The following is a 17492-nucleotide window of genomic DNA, read 5'->3' as shown; positions in this document are numbered from 1 at the left end:
AGATTGTCCCGTGCTGATTTCTGGACGGGTGAAGGTTTACGAGGCTCTGCTCTGCTCGTGGCGGTCGCTCAGCCGCGAATAGGCCGCGACATAATCCCTGGCCATTCTGACGGCGGAAAACCGCCTTTCGAAGGCCGTTCTTATTCGTCGCCTGTCGAGTTGCAGGAGAGCCGGCATCGAGGCGACGGCATCTTCGATGGTTTCGACGACAAAGCCGGTGGCGCCATGATCGATGATCTCGGGCATGGCCCCGCAACTCCAGGCCATGACCGGGGTTCCGCAGGCCATGGCCTCGATCACCGCAAGCCCGAAGGGTTCGGGCCAATCGATGGGAAACAGCAAAGCGGCCGCATTGCCGAGAAACCTGCTCTTCTGATCCTCGCCGATCTCGCCGACATACTCGACCTGGTCGCCATCGATCAGCGGCTGCACGACTTCCTCGAAATAGGCGCGGTCGCCATCGCCAACCTTGGCGGCGAGCTTCAGTTTCAGGCCGGTGCGGCGGGCGATCTCGATCGCCCGGTCCGGCCGCTTGTCACGCGACATTCTGCCGAGAAATGCAAGATAGGTCCCATCGGAGCCTGCCTCGAAATCGGGCTCGTAAAGCTCGAGCGGCAGCCCATGATGGATTGTCGCCAGCCAATTCGCGGATGCGAACCGCGCCCGCTGGCTGCGGGATATGGAAATCATGGGAAACCGAGGAAACCGGTCATAGGCTTGCGCGAGGTCCGCGTAATCCAGCCTGCCATGCGGGGTCGTCACCGTGCGTTGCGGCATATCGCGGAAAAACGGAAAATGCAGGAAATGGCTGAGATGGAAATGAACGACGTCAAACTCGTCGGCCCGGTTCCTCACCTCGTCGAGCATCGACAGATGCGCGGCGATCTCGGACTTCAGCGGGCGGGGATCGAGACGAAGCGCCCTTTCGCGGCATGGAACCAGTTTGGCGGAGGTCTTTGTGTCGCCGCTGGCGAACAATGTCACCTCGTGGCCGAGATCGACGAGAGCTTCGGTAAGGTATGAGATGATACGCTCGGTACCCCCGTAGAGCCTTGGTGGCACCGATTCGTAAAGTGGTGCGACATGCGCAATCTTCATGTCCCGGCGTCCCTCAATGAGCTGGTCATAGAGCCAAAATGCATCAGGGCCGGGATCGTTCCTGATTCTTTGGAAGATGCGTGGAATGATCGATCCGTCCCCTGTTTGACTCGACCAGCCGCCCTATTTCCTGTCGGTAATGCCGCCCTTGCGCTTACGGCAGCCGAAGGAGGTCCAGATGCAGGAACCCAGGGATATCGCAGCCCGGCGCCTGAGCATGATCGTCGAACAATATGTCGAGGCCAGAAAACGGCACTTTGGCTTTGTGTCGACGGACCAGGCCGCCCGAGTGATCCGCAGAACCCTGAAACCCGATCCTTCGGAGCCAGCGCTCTCCGATCGCCACCTCGACGACATGGTCGCCGCCCTCGCCGTGAAGAACGGCCTGGCTGTCATCTTCGACCGGGGCGTCCGGGGACCGGCCAACGGCGCCGAGGCCGACTTGAACAGAAAGGAACCGATCATGCGAGCACCGACGGAGACTCCGGATGTCGCCGGCGCGGTGGACGCTATCCTGAGCGATCGCACCGTCCAGCTTACGATGAGCGCGGTGATCTCATTGCTGCGCGAACGTACCGGCACCAAACGATCCGACGCGGATCTGGAAGGACTGATTGCCAAGAAAGCCGCCGTTTTGGAGGTGCATCTGTCGCAGGGCGTCTGAGCGGTTGTAGCGCGCCGCACGGATTCACGGGCGAACCAAAAGCGCTGGCATGTCGTCTGACAGTGGTGAGCGCGATGGGATTCGAACCCATGACCTACTGATTAAAAGTCAGTTGCTCTACCGGCTGAGCTACGCGCTCCCGCGGGCTCGAAAAGGCCGCCCTCGAAATTGCGCGGAACATAGGGAGAGTGCCGCGACCGGTCAACCGGAAAAGATGGGTTCCAAACCCGCTCCTTACCCTAAATCGCTGGCCCCTGCCTGTCCCCGGGTTCTGGCGAGCAGCCAGGCAGTTTCGATCTCAGTCCGGCGGCGGCCGCCGGCATGGGGAACAAATCCGACGCGCTATCGTTTTTTGCCAATGGGACGCCCGACAAACGCTTGAGGAGAATACCAATGAATAGAATCACAACGGGCCTGCTTGCCGCCACCCTCTCGGCCACATTCGTCGCGGCGGAGGTGGTGCCGGTCAACGCCCAGCCAGCCTACGTGCCATTATCCCAGGCGGCAACGCCGGATGTGCAGGCAGTGCAGTACCGGGAGTGGAGGAGAAACCGCTCCTTCGACCGCAATTTCTCACGCAATCGCAGCTTTAGCCGCAACGGTGACATGTATTGGCATGGTCATCGCGGCTATCGTGAATATCGCCGCGGCTATCGCCGTCATGGCGACTACTGGTTCCCGCTCGCGGCCTTCGCGACTGGCGCCTTGATCACCGGCGCGATCGCCAACGAGAACAACCGCGTCTATGAAGGCAATGCCCATGTGCAGTGGTGCTACGACCATTATCGGAGCTACCGCGCCTCGGACAACACCTTCCAGCCGAACAGTGGTCCTCGTCGGGAGTGCCGTTCGCCTTACTGATCCTGTGTGAGGATGAATACAATGCGTCGAAAGGCCCGCGCCAGCTATGGCGCGAGCCTTGTGCCTTTAATTGCCGAACGGCATCAGCCTGCCCAGTTGACGCTCTTGAGGACATAAAAAAGCGCACCACCCTCACCCTGGGGTGAGCGGTACGCTCCTAGTGCATCGCAAATTCGAACCATTACGGCGGTCAATTCCCAACCCAGCACTTCAAGCTCATTCTCCGCATCTATCACGTAAGGCTGAGTCAGTTCGCGGATGTTGTTCTTCTCGCCGAAAGATCGGACCAGCCTTGCGTCTCTGAGAAGACTATCGGGCAAATTTAAATTCGCCCATGCCCACAGCCAGTTCTGTGCCTTTGCGTTCGTGGAACCGGCGAGCTGGATTCCGGTGATCACCTTGGTCGCCCCATCCTGGGAGAACAAGAGGCTTCCGTTCTTCAAGTCATAGCGCGACCAGTGGCCAATGCGGAATTCTTTCTCCAAGCGGCTATTCTTGGATTCCAACTGCTCGATTGCCTCGTCGCGCCAAGCAGAATACCAGTTTGGCTCCATTTCCCCCTCGCCCAATCAGACGGCTCTTTATGACACACGGAGCGTCCTTCGCACCGCATCGCGCCAGCCTGCCAGCTTGGTGGATCGGATCGAGCTATTCATATCAGGCTCGAACCGTCGCTCAAGTGCCCAGCTTTTCGCAAACTCCCTCGCCGCGGGCCACACGCCCGCCTTCGAGCCGGCGAGCCAGGCGGCCCCCAGCGCGGTCGTCTCGAGAATGGTCGGCCGATCGACCGGCGCATCGAGAATGTCGGCTAGGCGCTGCATGGTCCAGTCTGAAGCCACCATGCCGCCATCGACCCTCAGCACCGTCTTTGCCTTGGCGCCCTTCCAATCCTTGTGCATGGCATCGAGCAGGTCGCGGGTCTGGTAGGCAACGGATTCCAAAGCCGCTCGGGCGAACTCGGCCGGACCGGAATTTCGGGTCAGCCCGAAGATGGCGCCACGGGCCTCGGCATCCCAATGCGGCGCGCCTAGGCCGACAAAGGCCGGCACCAGATAGACGTTCTGCGTCGGATCGGCTTCAGCCGCGAGCTCGCCGCTCTGCTCGGCCTTGCCGATCACCTTGATGCCGTCGCGCAGCCACTGCACGGCAGCTCCAGCAATGAAGATCGAGCCTTCCAGTGCATAAGTGGTCTTGCCGTTCAACCGGTAGGCGACGGTCGTCAACAGCCGGTTTTTCGAACGCACCAGATCGCTGCCGGTGTTGAGCAGCGCAAAACAGCCTGTGCCGTAGGTGGATTTCATCATGCCCGGCTCGAAACAGGCCTGGCCGATGGTCGCTGCATGCTGGTCACCGGCAACGCCGAGGATTCTTATCCCGGCGCCAAACAGGTTTTTTTCTGTGATTCCATAATCATCGGCGCAATCCTTGACTTGCGGCAGCATCGCGGCCGGGATGCGCAGGATGGAAAGCAGTTCGTCGTCCCAGGCATTCTTCTCGATGTTGTAGACCAGCGTGCGCGAGGCGTTGGTGGCGTCGGTGGCGTGAACCTTGCCGCCGGTCAGCCGCCAGATCAAAAAACTGTCGATGGTACCGGCCAGCAATTCGCCCTTCTCGGCACGTTTCCTCGCGCCCTTCACCTTGTCCAGCATCCAGGCGATCTTGGTGCCCGAGAAATAGGGGTCGAGCAGAAGCCCTGTCTTGCGTGTAAATTTCTTCTCCAGCCCCTGCTTCTTCAGCTTCTGGCACAGCGGTGCCGTGCGGCGGTCCTGCCACACGATGGCATTGTGGATCGGTTTGCCGGTCGCCTTGTCCCAGATGACGACGGTCTCGCGCTGATTGGTGATGCCGATCGCCGCCACATCGGAAGCCTCGCGGCCAGCGGCCTTCAGTGCAGCCTTCACGGTGGTCATGACGCTCGCCCAGATCTCTTCGGGATCGTGCTCGACCCAGCCGGAAGCCGGATAGTGCTGGGCGAATTCCTTCTGCCCGCCGCCGACGACCTTCATCTGGCCGTCGAACAGGATCGCCCGGGTCGATGTCGTCCCCTGGTCGATTGCCAGCACAAAACCGCTCATTCCCACATCCTCCGCCTTGATACAAACAGGGGAGACGGCAATGTGCCGCCTCCCCAATTTTCACACGGGCGCGAACGCCCGCATGGGACAGTCCTATTTCTGCCAGCTCTTCACCAGTTCGTCGTAGTTGATGGTGATGGGCTTTTCCTTCTCGTTCTCGATCTTGAGCTGAGGCGCGAGATTGCCTTTCTTAACCGCGTCGGCATTCCAGTAGGCGAGGTCATGCTCTTCGGCCATCTTCGGGCCGATATCGCCCTGGACGCCCGACTTCTCGATGCGGGTCATGACCTTTTCCTGCTCGCCGCAGAGCGAGTCCATCGCTTCCTGCGCGGTCTTGGCACCCGACGACGCATCGCCGATCGCCTGCCACCAGAGCTGTGCCAGCTTCGGATAATCAGGCACGTTGGTGCCGGTCGGCGACCACTGCACGCGAGCCGGCGAGCGATAGAACTCGATCAAGCCGCCGAGTTTCGGCGCGCGCTCGGTGAAGCTCTTGTCGTGGATCGTGCTCTCGCGGATGAAGGTCAAGCCGACATGGCTCTTCTTCACATCCACGGTCTTCGAGGTGACGAACTGCGCATAGAGCCAGGCGGCCTTGGCGCGGTCTGTCGGCGTCGACTTCATCAGGGTCCAGGAACCGACGTCCTGATAGCCGAGCTTCATGCCGTCCTTCCAATAGACGCCATGCGGCGACGGCGCCATGCGCCATTTCGGCGTGCCGTCGTCGTTCAACACTGCCTTGGCGCCGGCGTCGACCATCGAAGCGGTGAAGGCGGTGTACCAGAATATCTGCTGGGCAACTGCGCCCTGCGCCGGGACCGGTCCGGACTCGGAGAAAGTCATGCCCTGGGCTTCAGCCGGTGCATAGGCCTTCAGCCAGTCGAGATATTTCTGAATCGAATAAACGGCGGCCGGGCCATTGGTGTCGCCGCCGCGTGCCGTGCAGGAGCCGACCGGACGAGAGTTTTCGTCGACCTTGATGCCCCATTCGTCGACCGGCAGGCCGTTCGGCAGGCCCTTGTCGCCGTTGCCGGCCATCGACAGCCAGGCGTCGGTGAACCGCCAGCCGAGCGACGGATCCTTCTTGCCGTAGTCCATGTGGCCATAGACTTTCTTGCCGTCGATCTCGCGGCCGGTGAAGAATTCGGCGATGTCCTCATAGGCCGACCAGTTGACGGGAACGCCGAGGTCGTAACCGTATTTGGCCTTGAAGTCGGCCTTGTTCTTCTCGTCGTTGAACCAGTCGTAACGGAACCAGTAGAGGTTGGCGAACTGCTGGTCGGGCAGCTGATAAAGCTTCTTGTCCGGAGCTGTTGTGAACGAGGTGCCGATGAAATCCTTCAGGTCGAGGTTCGGGTTGGTGACATCCTTGCCGTCGCCCGCCATCCAGTCGGTCAGGTTGCGCACCTGCTGGTAGCGCCAGTGGGTGCCGATCAGGTCGCTGTCGTTGACCCAGCCGTCATAAAGATTCTGGCCGGTCTGCATCTGGGTCTGAATCTTCTCGACGACGTCGCCTTCCTGGATGACGTCATGCGTGATCTTGATGCCGGTGATGGCGGTAAAGGCTGGCGCCAGCACCTGCGATTCATACTGATGCGTGGCGATGGTTTCGGAGACGACCTTGATGTCCATGCCGGCGAACGGCTTGGCTGCGTCGATAAACCACTGCATTTCGGCTTCCTGGTCGGCGCGCGAAAGCGTCGAGAGCGGACCTATCTCCTTGTCCAGAAAGGCTTTTGCCTCGTCCATCCCGGCGTAGGCATTGCCCGCGCCGAGCAATAGGACAAGGGCAGTCGTTGATGTTAAAAATTGCCGTCGCATGTGTTTCCTCCACTGTTTCAGGTTTCAAGTGCGATCTGGAGCGGCCGCCGGCACGCGGTCGCTCCAACAGTTTCCCCCTCTATACGTAGCGGAACACGCCGACGGCGTAGACCACGGAGAGAGCGAGAGCCCACCACAGGTTGGGTCCGACAAGACCCAGCCAAGCGAGATGGATAAAGGCGCTGCCAAGCAGCGACAGGAAAAGACGGTCGCCGCGCGTCGTCTCGAAGCGCAGGATGCCGTCGCGCGGATTGCCGCCTGGCGAGGCGTATTCCCACACTGCCATGCCGCACAGCAGCAGAAGAATGGTGCCGAAGAAGGCCGCCGTCGGCCACGTCCACGCCATCCAGGAGAGGTCGAGGTTCATGGTCACACCCTCCCAAGGGCAAAGCCCTTGGCGATATAGTTGCGCACGAACCAGATGACGAGCGCGCCGGGGATCAGCGTCAGCACGCCGGCGGCGGCGAGCAGGCCCCAGTCCATGCCGGCGGCGGAAACCGTGCGGGTCATTGTCGCTGCGATCGGCTTTGCGTCGGTGGTGGTCAGCGTGCGCGCGATCAACAGTTCCACCCATGAAAACATGAAGCAGAAGAAGCAGGCGACGCCGATGCCGCTGGCGATCAGCGGCATGAATATCTTGATGAAGAACCGCGGAAAGGAATAACCGTCGATATAGGCTGTCTCGTCGATTTCCTTCGGCACGCCCGACATGAAACCTTCCAGGATCCACACCGCCAGCGGCACGTTGAACAGGCAGTGCGCCAGTGCCACCGCTATGTGCGTGTCGATGAGGCCGAAGGCCGAATAGAGCTGGAAGAAGGGCAGCGCGAACACGGCCGGCGGCGCCATGCGGTTGGTCAGCAGCCAGAAGAACAGATGCTTGTCGCCAAGGAAGCGATAGCGCGAGAAAGCGTAAGCCGCCGGCAGAGCCACCGACACCGAAATCACCATGTTCATGACGACATAGGTGATCGAGTTGATGTAGCCGGAATACCACGCTTTCTGCGTGAAGATGGTGACGTAGTTGGCGATCGTCGGTGCGTGCGGGTAAAGCGTCAGCGAGTTGACGATCTCGGCATTGGTCTTGAAGCTCATGTTGATGAGCCAGTAGATCGGCAGCAGCAGAACGATGATGTAGAGCGTTGGCACGATCCACCACCAACGCGATTCCTCGCCGCGCCGGCGCATCCGCCGGTCGAGTTCGCCCTGTGACAGCGAACTGGCGAGCCCCCCTTCCGCCGCGGTGGTCCGGCTCATTGCATTGCGCTCGGTGCGTTCGTTGGCGCCAGCCATATCAGCGCTCCGCGTCGTAGTTGGTCATCACGGTGTAGAATACCCATGACAACAACAGGATGATGAGGAAGTAGACCAGCGACATTGCCGCCGCCGGACCAAGGTCGAACTGGCCGAGTGCCGTCTTGACGAGGTCGATCGACAGGAACGTCGTCGAGTTGCCCGGACCGCCGCCGGTGACGACGAAGGGTTCGGTATAGATCATGAAGCTGTCCATGAACCGCAGCAGCACGGCGATCAGAAGCACGCGCTGCATCTTCGGCAACTGAATGTAACGAAAGACCGCCCAGCGCGACGCACCGTCGATCTTGGCCGCCTGGTAGAATGCATCCGGGATCGAGACCAGGCCGGCATAGCAGAGCAGCACGACAAGGCTCGTCCAGTGCCAGACATCCATGATGATGATCGTCACCCAGGCGTCGAATGGATCCTGCACATAATTGTAGTCTATGCCGATCGCGTTGAGGTAGTAGCCCATCAGACCGATATCGCTGCGCCCGAACACCTGCCAGATGGTGCCGACCACGTTCCACGGTATCAGCAGCGGCAGCGACATCAGCACCAGGCAGACCGGCACGCCCCAGCCCTTTTTCGGCATGTTGAGCGCGATGAAGATGCCGAGCGGCACTTCGATCGCCAGGATGATGAAGGAAAAGATCAGGTTGCGAACCATCGCTTCCCAGAAGCGGCTGGACGAGAGCAGTTCCTCGAACCATTCGGTGCCTGCCCAGGTGAAGACATTGTTGCCGAACGTGTCCTGCACCGAATAGTTGACGACCGTCATCAGCGGGATGACCGCGGTGAAGGCCACCAGCACCAGCACCGGCAGCACCAGGAACCAGGCCTTGTTGTTCCAGGTCTTTTCCATCTACGCCCCCATCTCGACGCGCCAGGAATCGGCATAGATGTTGATGCCGGCCGGGTCGAACCGCACCTTTGGTTCGGCGGGTACGGTTTCGTCCTCGCCGATGACCGCCGCGATGTCGCGGCCTTCCAGCTTGGCGCGCACCACCTTGTGGCGGCCGACATCCTCGACCTTGGTGATTGAAACGGCCATTCCATCGCAGCCCAGCCGCACATATTCCGGGCGGATACCAAGCTCGACCGCGCCGCTGCCCGCCTTCGGTACTCCAGGCAATTCGATCCGTTGCGAGCCGAGCGTCGCCGTCCTGCCATCGATTGCCACCGGCATGACGTTCATGCCTGGCGAGCCAATGAAATAGCCGACAAAAGTGTGACGCGGCCGCTCGAACAGTTCCGCCGGCGTGCCGATCTGCACGATGCCGCCGTCATACATCACCACCACCTGGTCGGCGAAGGTCAGCGCCTCGGTCTGGTCGTGCGTGACATAGACCATCGTGTAACCGAAGCGGCGGTGGAGCTGTTTCAACTGCGAGCGCAGCACCCATTTCATGTGCGGATCGATGACGGTCAGCGGTTCGTCGAACAGGATGGCGTTGACGTCCGAGCGCACCAGCCCACGGCCGAGCGAGATCTTCTGCTTCTGATCGGCTGTCAGGCCCCTTGCCTTCTTTTTCGCCCACGAGGCCAGGTCGATCATATCGAGCGTCTCGCGCACCTTGCGGTCGACATCTGGTTCCGGCACGCCGCGATTGCGCAGCGGGAAGGCCAGGTTGTCGTAGACGGTCATGGTGTCGTAGATGACCGGGAACTGGAACACCTGCGCGATGTTGCGCTCCTGCGTCGACAGCGTGGTCACGTCCCTGCCATTGAACAGCAACTGGCCGTGCGAGGGGTGAAGCAGTCCGGATATGATGTTGAGCAGCGTGGTCTTGCCGCAGCCGGACGGCCCAAGCAGCGCATAGGCACCCCCATCCTCGAAAATGTGGTGCACTTCGCGTAGTGCGAAATCGGCATCCGTGCGCGGGTTCGGCAGATAGGAATGCCTGACATGGTTGACGTCGATGCGTGCCATATCGCCCCTCCTAAGCCGCCAGCTTCGGCGCGGTCACGGCCTGGCCGTGCTCGTCGAAGACCATGATGTGACGCGGGTCGATGAACACCTCGACCACCGCGTCGGTCTCGAAATCCCTGATGCCGTGGGTCAACATCACCCAGCGGGCATCGGCAAAGTCGAGATGGATGAAGCTCTCGGACCCGGTGATTTCGGTGATGGTGACCTTTGCCCGCACCGGCACCGCGGAGACATTGGGCCGATCGAGCGAAAGATGGTGCGGCTGGAAGCCGATCGTATAGTTCGTATCGGCGATGCCGACGAGTTCCGCCGGCACCGGCAGCTTGACCCCGCCCTCGAGCAGAAAATCCGCTCCCTTTTTGGCCAGCACGATGGTGTTGAGCGGCGGATCGGCGAAGGTCCTGGCCGTCACCAGATCCACCGGTTTGCGGAACACGTCGATGGTCGGCCCGAACTGGGTGATGCGGCCTTCCGACAGCGTTGCCGTGTTGCCGCCGAGCAGCAGTGCCTCATGCGGCTCGGTGGTGGCATAAACGAAGATGGTGCCGGCGGCGGCAAAGATCCTTGGCAGTTCCGCCCGCAATTCCTCGCGCAGCTTGTAGTCGAGATTGGCAAGCGGTTCGTCGAGCAGCACCAGGCTGGCATTCTTGACGATGGCACGCGCCAGCGCTGTGCGCTGCTGCTGGCCGCCCGACAGGCTGAGCGGCGTGCGGTCGAGATAGGCGGTTAGCTTGAGGAGAGCCGCCGCTTCGCGCACCTGACTGTCGATCTTGCGCTGCTCGACGCCGGCCACCCTGAGCGGCGAGGCGATATTGTCATAGACGGTCATCGCCGGATAGTTGATGAACTGCTGGTAGACCATGGCGATTTTGCGCTTCTGCACCGGCGTGCCGGTGACATTCTGGCCGTCGAACCAGACCGAGCCGGAAGTCGGCACATCGAGGCCGGCCATCAGCCGCATCAAGCTGGTCTTGCCAGAAAGCGTGGGCCCGAGCAAAACGTTGAGCGAGCCGTGCTGAAGCGTCAGCGACACATCGCGGATGTGCTCGACCGCACCCACCGTCTTGGTGACGTTCCTCAGTTCCAGCATGACGCCTCCTCCCAGGCTTTCCGCATCAGCTCAAAACCTTCTTCATTCAGCAGCCGCGACATGCCGTCGGCTTATGCCGCGCATGAATTCATCGAGCGATGCCACCTGCTCGCGGCCGAGATGCAGGCCGCGCTTGGTCCTGCGCCACAGTACATCTTCAGCCGTGATAGCCCATTCGTTTTCAACGAGGTAACGTATCTCGGCCTCGTAGAGATCGGCACCGAAATTGCGGCCCAGATCAGCATTCGATTTGGCCAGGCCCAGAAGAACCTGCGCTCGCGTGCCGTAAAGCCGGGTCAGCCGGCGGGCCAGGCGTGCGTCGAGGAACGGATAGGCCGATTTCAGCTTCGCCACCTGCGCATCGAAACCGGCGGCGGGAAAATCGCCGCCTGGCAGCGGCGCATCTGATGTCCACGGCTTGCCGCGCTTGCCGAGAAACCCTTCGATCTTCTCCAGCATCGATTCCGACAGCCGGCGATAGGTGGTGATCTTGCCGCCAAACGCGTTGACCAGCGGCGCGGCGCCCTCGCCGCCATCGGCCTTCAGCACATAGTCGCGTGTCGCTTCCTGTGCCTTGGAGGCGCCGTCATCATAGAGCGGACGCACGGCCGAATAGGTCCAGACGATGTCCGAGCGCTTGACCGGAACCGCGAAATACTCGCTGGCCGCCGCACAGAGATAATCGGTCTCTGTGTCGCTGATCTTCACATCATGCGGATCGCCGGGATAATCCTGATCGGTGGTGCCGATCAGCGTGAACTCGTCCTCGTAGGGAATGGCGAAGATGATGCGGCCATCCTTGTTCTGGAAGAAATAGGCGCGCGGATCGTCGAACTTCTTGGCGATGACGATGTGGCTGCCCTGCACGAGGCGAACATTGTGAACGTCATTCTGCCCGACGACGCCGGACAGCACGTGGTCGACCCAAGGACCCGCCGCATTGACCAGCAACCGGGCCTTGACCTCTTCGGTCTCGCCGGTCTGCAGGTTCTCGATCTTTATCGTCCAGATGCCGCCTTCGCGGCGGGCTCCAATCACTTTCGTGCGGGTCCGGATCGTTGCGCCCCGGTCAGCGGCGTCCCGTGCATTCAGCGTCACCAGCCGCGCATCGTTGACCCAGCCGTCGGAATATTCGAAAGCCTTTTTGAACAATGGTTTCAAAGGCTTGCCGGCCGGGTCGCTCGACATGTCGAGCGTCCTGGTCGCCGGCAGCAATTTGCGCCCGCCAATGTGGTCGTAAAGGAAAAGGCCAAGCCGGATCAGCCAGGCGGGGCGCAGGCCCTTGGCATAGGGCAGCACGAAGCGCATCGGCCAGATGATGTGCGGCGCGTTCTTCCACAGAACCTCGCGCTCCATGAGCGCCTCGCGCACCAGGCGGAATTCGTAGAATTCGAGATAGCGCAGCCCGCCATGGATCAGCTTGGTCGAGCCGGACGAGGTTCCGCTGGCGAGATCGTTCATCTCGGCGAGAAAGACCGAAAAACCGCGCCCAACGGCATCACGGGCGATGCCGCAACCGTTGATGCCGCCGCCTATGACGAAAATGTCCCGGACTGAAGATGTGTCCACTTAGCTCCTCCACGATTTCGCATTGCACCATTTTGGGTCTTTTGCGAAACCGTTGCGGAATTATTTCGAACTCATAACGAATGTCAAACGAAATATCACCTGCGAGAAGACCGTGGAATCATCTCAGCCAAGCGATGTCTCGATCAGCTGAACCTCGGCCTCCTGGCAGATCTTGCGTACCGAAGCGATATCGCAGCGATCGGTTATGAAGGTGTTGACCTGCGACAGGTGACCGATGCGCACCGGCGCCGTACGCTCGAATTTGGTCTGGTCGGATACAAGGATGACATGCCTGGCATTGGCGATAATCGCTTGCGCCACCTTGACCTCGCGAAAATCGAAATCGAGCAAGGCGCCATCATGATCGATGGCCGAGGCGCCGATGACAGCATAGTCGACCTTGAACTGCCTGATGAAATCGACCGCCGCCTCGCCGACGACACCCCCGTCCGAGCCGCGCACCACTCCGCCCGCAATCACCACCTCGATCGACGGGTAGATGCGCATCCTATTGGCAACATTGATGTTATTGGTGATGACCATCAGGCCCTCGTGATCGAGTAGCGCCTTGCTGACCGCCTCGGTCGTGGTGCCGATGTTGATGAACAGCGAGGCGTTGTCGGGGATCAACCTGGCCGCCGCGCGGCCAATCGCTTCCTTCTCGTCGGCCGCGATCTTGCGCCTGGCTTCATACTCCATGTTCTCGATACCAGACGGGAACAAGGCGCCGCCATGGATGCGCGAAAGCAGCCGCTGGTCGCACAAATCGTTGAGGTCCTTGCGTATGGTCTGCGGCGTCACGTTGAAATGCGTGGCCAGATCATCGACCAGCACGCGACCATGATCCTTGGCCATCTGGATGATTTCGGCATGGCGTGGCGATAGATACATGGGCGACCTCCCGCTTTCGTTTTTCTTGCTTATAGTGGAAAACGAAACCGATGAAAAGGCGCAAGCCGGCTAACGAAATCCGATGATTGTACGGGTGAACCTCGGCGCGACCTTGACCCAGCCTTTTCAGGCCATGGCACGCGCTATTTCGGTGATGACGGTGAAAGCGGCGTCGACGTCCTCTGCCGTGGCATCGAACTGACCGACCTGGAAGCGGATCGCCACCCTCCCATCGACTTTCGTTTGCGTCAGGTAGATGCGGCCATCGTCGTTGATCGCATTGACCAGCCTCAGATTGTGCTCGTCGGCATCGGCGCCCGCTGCAGCCTTGTGCCGGAACGAAAACAGCGACAGCATTGGCTCGCTGACGATTTCGAAATCCGGCTCCCTTGCCAGACGCAGCGCAAGGCCTTCGCTCCAGGCGACATGGTTGCGGATCATGGTTCGCAGGTTTTCCAGTCCATGGGCGCGCAGCAGAAACCAAAGCTTCAGCGCCCGGAAGCGCCGACCAAGCGGCACCGACCATTCGGAGTAGTTGATGATGCCGTCGCGGCCATGCGTCTTGAGGAATTCGGGCTTGATGGCCAGCGTGCGAACGAGGTCCTCAGGCTGGCGAATGAACTGCATCGAGCAGTCGAATTGCGCGCCCAGCCATTTGTGCGGGTTGAAGACGATGGAATCCGCAAGCTCGGCGCCGGCCCAGAAATGTCGAAATTCCGGGCAGATCATCGCCGACCCGGCCCAGGCGGCATCGACATGCAGGTAGAGCCCGTGCCGCCTGGCAATCTCCGCAACCGCTGCAATATCGTCCGTGCCGCCGGTGCTGGTGCCGCCGACGCTGGCGATGATGCCGGCGGGCAGCATGCCGGCCTCGCGATCGGCGACGATTGCCGCTTCGAGTGCGGCCGCTTCCATGGCGCGAAAACGGCCGGCGACCGGAATGCGCACGAGATTGTCCTCGCCTATCCCTGACACCCAGATCCCCCGATCGATCGAAGTGTGCACCTGGTCGGAGGAATAGATGCGCAACCGCCCCTGCCCGGCCAAGCCTTTTTTGTTGCCTTGCCAGTCCAGCGCCCGCTCGCGCATGGTCAACACCGCGTTGAGTGTCGCCGACGAGGCCGAATCCTGGATGACGCCGGAGAAACCCTCCGGCAAGCCGAGCGCCTGGCGCATCCAGTCGACGGTCCGCGTTTCAAGCTCGGTCGCCGCCGGCGACGTCTGCCAAAGCATGCATTGCGCGGCCATCGCCGACACCAGGTATTCAGCCACCACCGAGACGGGCGCCGCGTTGGCCGGAAAATAGGCGAAGAAGCGCGGGTGCTGCCAATGCGTCATCCCCGGCACGATCTTCTCTTCGAAGTCGGCGAAAATCCTGTCCATCGGCTCCGCGTCTTCGGGCGGCGACGCCTCGATGCTCCTGAAAATGTCGCCCGGCTCGACCAGCGGCCGCACCGGCCGCTCACGCAGATTGTTGCGATAATCGGCACCCCAATCGGCGGCACGTTGCGACCATTGCCGGAAATCATCATTGTTCATCTTGTCCTCCCGACATGATCTTTCGCCGCCGGTGACGCGCCGGCTTTTGCGAACGGCGAGATATGCGGACTAGCCAGGAAAATCCGGCAGGCTGGCGAACGCCGTCTTCAGGGCATTCGACCATCCGTCGGAGATCGTGCGGTAATACTGGTCGTCCTGGGCGATCCGCTTTTTCAGACCAACCTGAAAGGCGCCCTGTTCCAGGAAAAGCAGGTCGAGCGGCAAGCCGACCGACAGGTTCGACTTCAGCGTCGAATCGAACGACACCAGCAGGAGTTTCACCGTCTCGGCGAGGCTCATCGTCTTTTCGTAAGCGCGGATGATGATCGGCTTGCCGTATTTGGTTTCCCCGATCTGAAAGAACGGCGTGTCGTCGGTCGATTCGATGAAATTGCCTTCGGGATAGATCATGAACAGCCGCGGCGGGCTGCCCTTGATCTGCCCACCGAGGATGAAGGAGGCATTGAAATAGGAATCGGCTTTCTCGCCCGCTGGTGACGATTGCGCGATCACTTCCTTGACCGTGTCGCCGACCAGCCGCACCGTCTGGTACATGGATGGCGTTTCGAGCAGCTTCTCGTGGCGGTCGGTCACCGCCTTGGTGCGTTCGTCGAGCAGGCTGACCACGGCCTGCGTCGTCGCCAGATTGCCGGCCGACATCAAAACGATGACGCGCTCGCCCGGCTGCTCCCAGACGTGCATCTTCTTGAAGGTCGAGATAGAATCCATCCCGGCATTGGTGCGCGTGTCCGACATGAACACGAGCCCGCGATCGATCTTGAGGCCGACGCAATAGGTCATGGAATCTCTTGAGGCAGTAATCCCTGGGGGATTACTGCTCTACCGTGACGGTGACCGCAAGCAGTTCTTCCGCCTGTCCCAGTCGAATTCCCGACACCGGCGAAGCGTCACGGTAATCGCGGCCGGTGGCCACCTTCACATAGCGTTCGTCGGGAGAAATACCATTGGCGGGATCGAAGGCAACCCAGCCGAGGCCCGTGACATGGGCTTCGGCCCAGGCGTGGCTCGCCGCCTGCTCCACCGCCGCATCCATCATCAGATAGCCGCTGACATAGCGGGCCGGAAATCCCATGGCGCGTGCGGCGGCGGCAAAGATGTGGCTATGATCCTGGCAAACCCCGGTCTTCAGCATCAAGGCCTCTTCGGCCGGAGTCGTCGCATTGGTGGTTCCCGGCGTGTAGGCGACGCGCTCGCCGATGGCGGCCATCAGCCGGTGCAGCCTGTCAAGGTCGGTGCCCTTGCCGAGCGCCTCGGCAAGATCACGGATGCCGCCGCCTATGGTGGTCAAAGCGGTCTCCTGCGCGAACAACCAGAGTGGCGCGAAGCCTTGATGCGGCCCGCTGACACCTGATGTATCGCGCGTCACCACCTCGCCCAACGCTTCGACTGTGATGAAGTCGTGATCACCCTCGACGCTCAGCAGCCTGCTATCGTTGCCATAATGGTCGGTAAATCGCACTTCCTCGCGCGCGCCCTCGACCTTCAGCGCCCAGGACAGCACGGTCTGGGTCGGCCCGCTCATGGGAAGCAGCCGTAGCCTCTGGAGCAAATACTGCACCGGTGCGTCGTAGCGGTATTCTGTCCGGTGCGTGATTTTCAGCCGCATGGCAATCTTCCGTTCGAGTGCATGATCCCTGGCGAAAGCCGGTACCCACCTTTCGCTGACGCGGTCCTTCGGTTCGGGATCATGTTTCAATAAAACCTGTAGTCTTGCGCGATCTCGTCGCCGAGCCTGGTGTTGTCGCGGATGAACCCGGCCAGGAACTCATGCAGGCCGGCGTCGAATATATCCTTGATCGACCCTGCCCCCAGCATCGCCTGCGTTTTTTCCGCCGTTGCGTGACACGCATGGCGCTCGCCATAGTCGTCGGAGAGAAACTTCAGATGCTCTGCCAGGAAGCGATAGCAGAAGGTCAGCGATCGCGGCATGCGGACATTGAGGATCAGGTAGTCGGCAATGTTGGTCGGCTTGTAGTCGGCGTCATAGACCCAGCGGTAGGAGCGATGCGCCGACACCGAGCGCAGGATCGATTCCCACTGATAGTTGTCGAGCGTCGAGCCGACCCAGGAGATCGACGGCAAAAGCACGTAGTATTTCACGTCGAGGATGCGGGCGGTGTTGTCGGCGCGCTCGACGTAGGTGCCGAGCTGCGAGAAGTCGAAGATCTCGTTGCGCAGCATGGTGCCGTAGAACGAGCCGCGGATCAGCGCGGTCTCGCGCTTGATCGCATCGAGCACGTTGGGCAGGTCGCGCTCGTCGATTGGCCTCGCCAGCATCCGTTTCAGCGCCATCCAGGCTTCGTTGATGCTCTCCCACGTCTCGCGCGTCAGCGCAGTGCGCACCATGCGGGCATTGTTGCGGGCAGTCTCGATCGACGACATCGTGCTCGATGCGTTCGACGTGTCGCGCAAAAGGAAGTCGGAGACATTGGCCGCCGTATAGTCCGGGTATTTCTGCTTGAAGGCGACGTCGGAGCCGGCGCTGAGCAGCACCGAATTCCACTCCTCCGACGCGCTCTGGGTGCGAGTGAGCGCCATACGCAGCCCGGCGTCGACCAGCCGCGCCATGTTTTCGGCCCGCTCGATATAGCGGTTCATCCAATAAAGTCCGTTCGCGGTGCGGCCGAGAAGCAT

17 protein-coding genes and 1 tRNA gene are annotated in these 17492 nt (G+C 61.0%); 2 read left to right on the top strand and 16 right to left on the bottom strand.

Annotated features, from left to right (window positions below; translation table 11 throughout):
- Positions 1-36: 36 nt before the first annotated feature.
- The gene (locus O7A60_RS14055; protein ID WP_337106824.1) at positions 37-1098 is read right to left on the bottom strand and encodes a glycosyltransferase family 4 protein; all 1062 of its coding nucleotides are present in this window, start codon (positions 1096-1098) and stop codon (positions 37-39) included.
- A gap of 178 nt (positions 1099-1276) precedes the next feature.
- Between O7A60_RS14055 and O7A60_RS14050 the strand changes: the two genes are divergently transcribed.
- A complete protein-coding gene (locus tag O7A60_RS14050) occupies positions 1277-1762 on the top strand; it encodes a hypothetical protein (RefSeq protein ID WP_337106823.1) in 486 nt (161 codons plus the stop codon).
- Positions 1763-1825: 63 nt separating this feature from the next.
- Here O7A60_RS14050 and O7A60_RS14045 read toward each other — a convergent pair.
- A tRNA-Lys gene (locus tag O7A60_RS14045) sits at positions 1826-1901 on the bottom strand.
- Positions 1902-2155: 254 nt separating this feature from the next.
- Between O7A60_RS14045 and O7A60_RS14040 the strand changes: the two genes are divergently transcribed.
- A complete protein-coding gene (locus tag O7A60_RS14040; RefSeq protein WP_337106822.1) occupies positions 2156-2623 on the top strand; it encodes a BA14K family protein in 468 nt (155 codons plus the stop codon).
- Positions 2624-2706: 83 nt separating this feature from the next.
- On the opposite strand, the gene O7A60_RS14035 is transcribed toward O7A60_RS14040, so the two are convergent.
- The 14 genes from O7A60_RS14035 to O7A60_RS13970 all read right to left on the bottom strand — a co-directional run bounded on the left by O7A60_RS14035 (position 2707) and on the right by O7A60_RS13970 (position 17492).
- On the bottom strand, positions 2707-3192 hold the full coding sequence (locus O7A60_RS14035; RefSeq protein WP_337106821.1) for a DUF6882 domain-containing protein: 486 nt from the start codon (positions 3190-3192) through the stop codon (positions 2707-2709).
- 12 nt (positions 3193-3204) lie between these two features.
- The gene (glpK, locus tag O7A60_RS14030) at positions 3205-4698 is read right to left on the bottom strand and encodes a glycerol kinase GlpK (protein WP_337106820.1); all 1494 of its coding nucleotides are present in this window, start codon (positions 4696-4698) and stop codon (positions 3205-3207) included.
- 93 nt (positions 4699-4791) lie between these two features.
- On the bottom strand, positions 4792-6519 hold the full coding sequence (locus O7A60_RS14025; RefSeq protein WP_337106819.1) for an ABC transporter substrate-binding protein: 1728 nt from the start codon (positions 6517-6519) through the stop codon (positions 4792-4794).
- Positions 6520-6598: 79 nt separating this feature from the next.
- Positions 6599-6886 carry a DUF2160 domain-containing protein gene (locus O7A60_RS14020; protein WP_337106818.1) on the bottom strand — a complete coding sequence of 96 codons (288 nt, stop codon included), beginning with the start codon at positions 6884-6886 and terminating at the stop codon, positions 6599-6601.
- A 2-nt stretch (positions 6887-6888) separates the two neighbouring features.
- Entirely contained in the window at positions 6889-7812 is a 924-nt protein-coding gene (locus O7A60_RS14015; protein WP_337106817.1) for a carbohydrate ABC transporter permease, read from the bottom strand.
- 1 nt (position 7813) lies between these two features.
- Positions 7814-8680 carry a carbohydrate ABC transporter permease gene (locus O7A60_RS14010; RefSeq protein ID WP_337106816.1) on the bottom strand — a complete coding sequence of 289 codons (867 nt, stop codon included), beginning with the start codon at positions 8678-8680 and terminating at the stop codon, positions 7814-7816.
- Positions 8681-9748 carry an ABC transporter ATP-binding protein gene (locus tag O7A60_RS14005; protein WP_337106815.1) on the bottom strand — a complete coding sequence of 356 codons (1068 nt, stop codon included), beginning with the start codon at positions 9746-9748 and terminating at the stop codon, positions 8681-8683.
- Between the two features lie 10 nt (positions 9749-9758).
- The gene (locus O7A60_RS14000; protein ID WP_337106814.1) at positions 9759-10838 is read right to left on the bottom strand and encodes an ABC transporter ATP-binding protein; all 1080 of its coding nucleotides are present in this window, start codon (positions 10836-10838) and stop codon (positions 9759-9761) included.
- A 42-nt stretch (positions 10839-10880) separates the two neighbouring features.
- A complete protein-coding gene (glpD, locus tag O7A60_RS13995; RefSeq protein ID WP_337106813.1) occupies positions 10881-12407 on the bottom strand; it encodes a glycerol-3-phosphate dehydrogenase in 1527 nt (508 codons plus the stop codon).
- A 123-nt stretch (positions 12408-12530) separates the two neighbouring features.
- Positions 12531-13298, bottom strand: coding sequence for a DeoR/GlpR family DNA-binding transcription regulator (locus O7A60_RS13990; protein WP_337106812.1), 768 nt, complete (start codon positions 13296-13298; stop codon positions 12531-12533).
- A 126-nt stretch (positions 13299-13424) separates the two neighbouring features.
- Positions 13425-14837, bottom strand: coding sequence for a pyridoxal phosphate-dependent decarboxylase family protein (locus O7A60_RS13985; RefSeq protein ID WP_337106811.1), 1413 nt, complete (start codon positions 14835-14837; stop codon positions 13425-13427).
- A 69-nt stretch (positions 14838-14906) separates the two neighbouring features.
- Positions 14907-15638 (bottom strand): proteasome-type protease, encoded by a 732-nt coding sequence (locus O7A60_RS13980; protein WP_027144963.1) that lies wholly within the window; start codon positions 15636-15638, stop codon positions 14907-14909.
- Positions 15639-15669: 31 nt separating this feature from the next.
- Positions 15670-16464 carry a transglutaminase family protein gene (locus O7A60_RS13975; protein WP_337106810.1) on the bottom strand — a complete coding sequence of 265 codons (795 nt, stop codon included), beginning with the start codon at positions 16462-16464 and terminating at the stop codon, positions 15670-15672.
- A gap of 86 nt (positions 16465-16550) precedes the next feature.
- Entirely contained in the window at positions 16551-17492 is a 942-nt protein-coding gene (locus O7A60_RS13970) for an alpha-E domain-containing protein (protein ID WP_337106809.1), read from the bottom strand.

The organism is Mesorhizobium salmacidum (SeqCode), from assembly GCF_037179605.1.
Taxonomy (GTDB): Bacteria; Pseudomonadota; Alphaproteobacteria; order Rhizobiales; family Rhizobiaceae; genus Mesorhizobium; species Mesorhizobium salmacidum.
The sequence above is the reverse complement of the archived record's forward strand: the minus strand, read 5'-3'. Positions and strand labels throughout refer to the sequence as shown.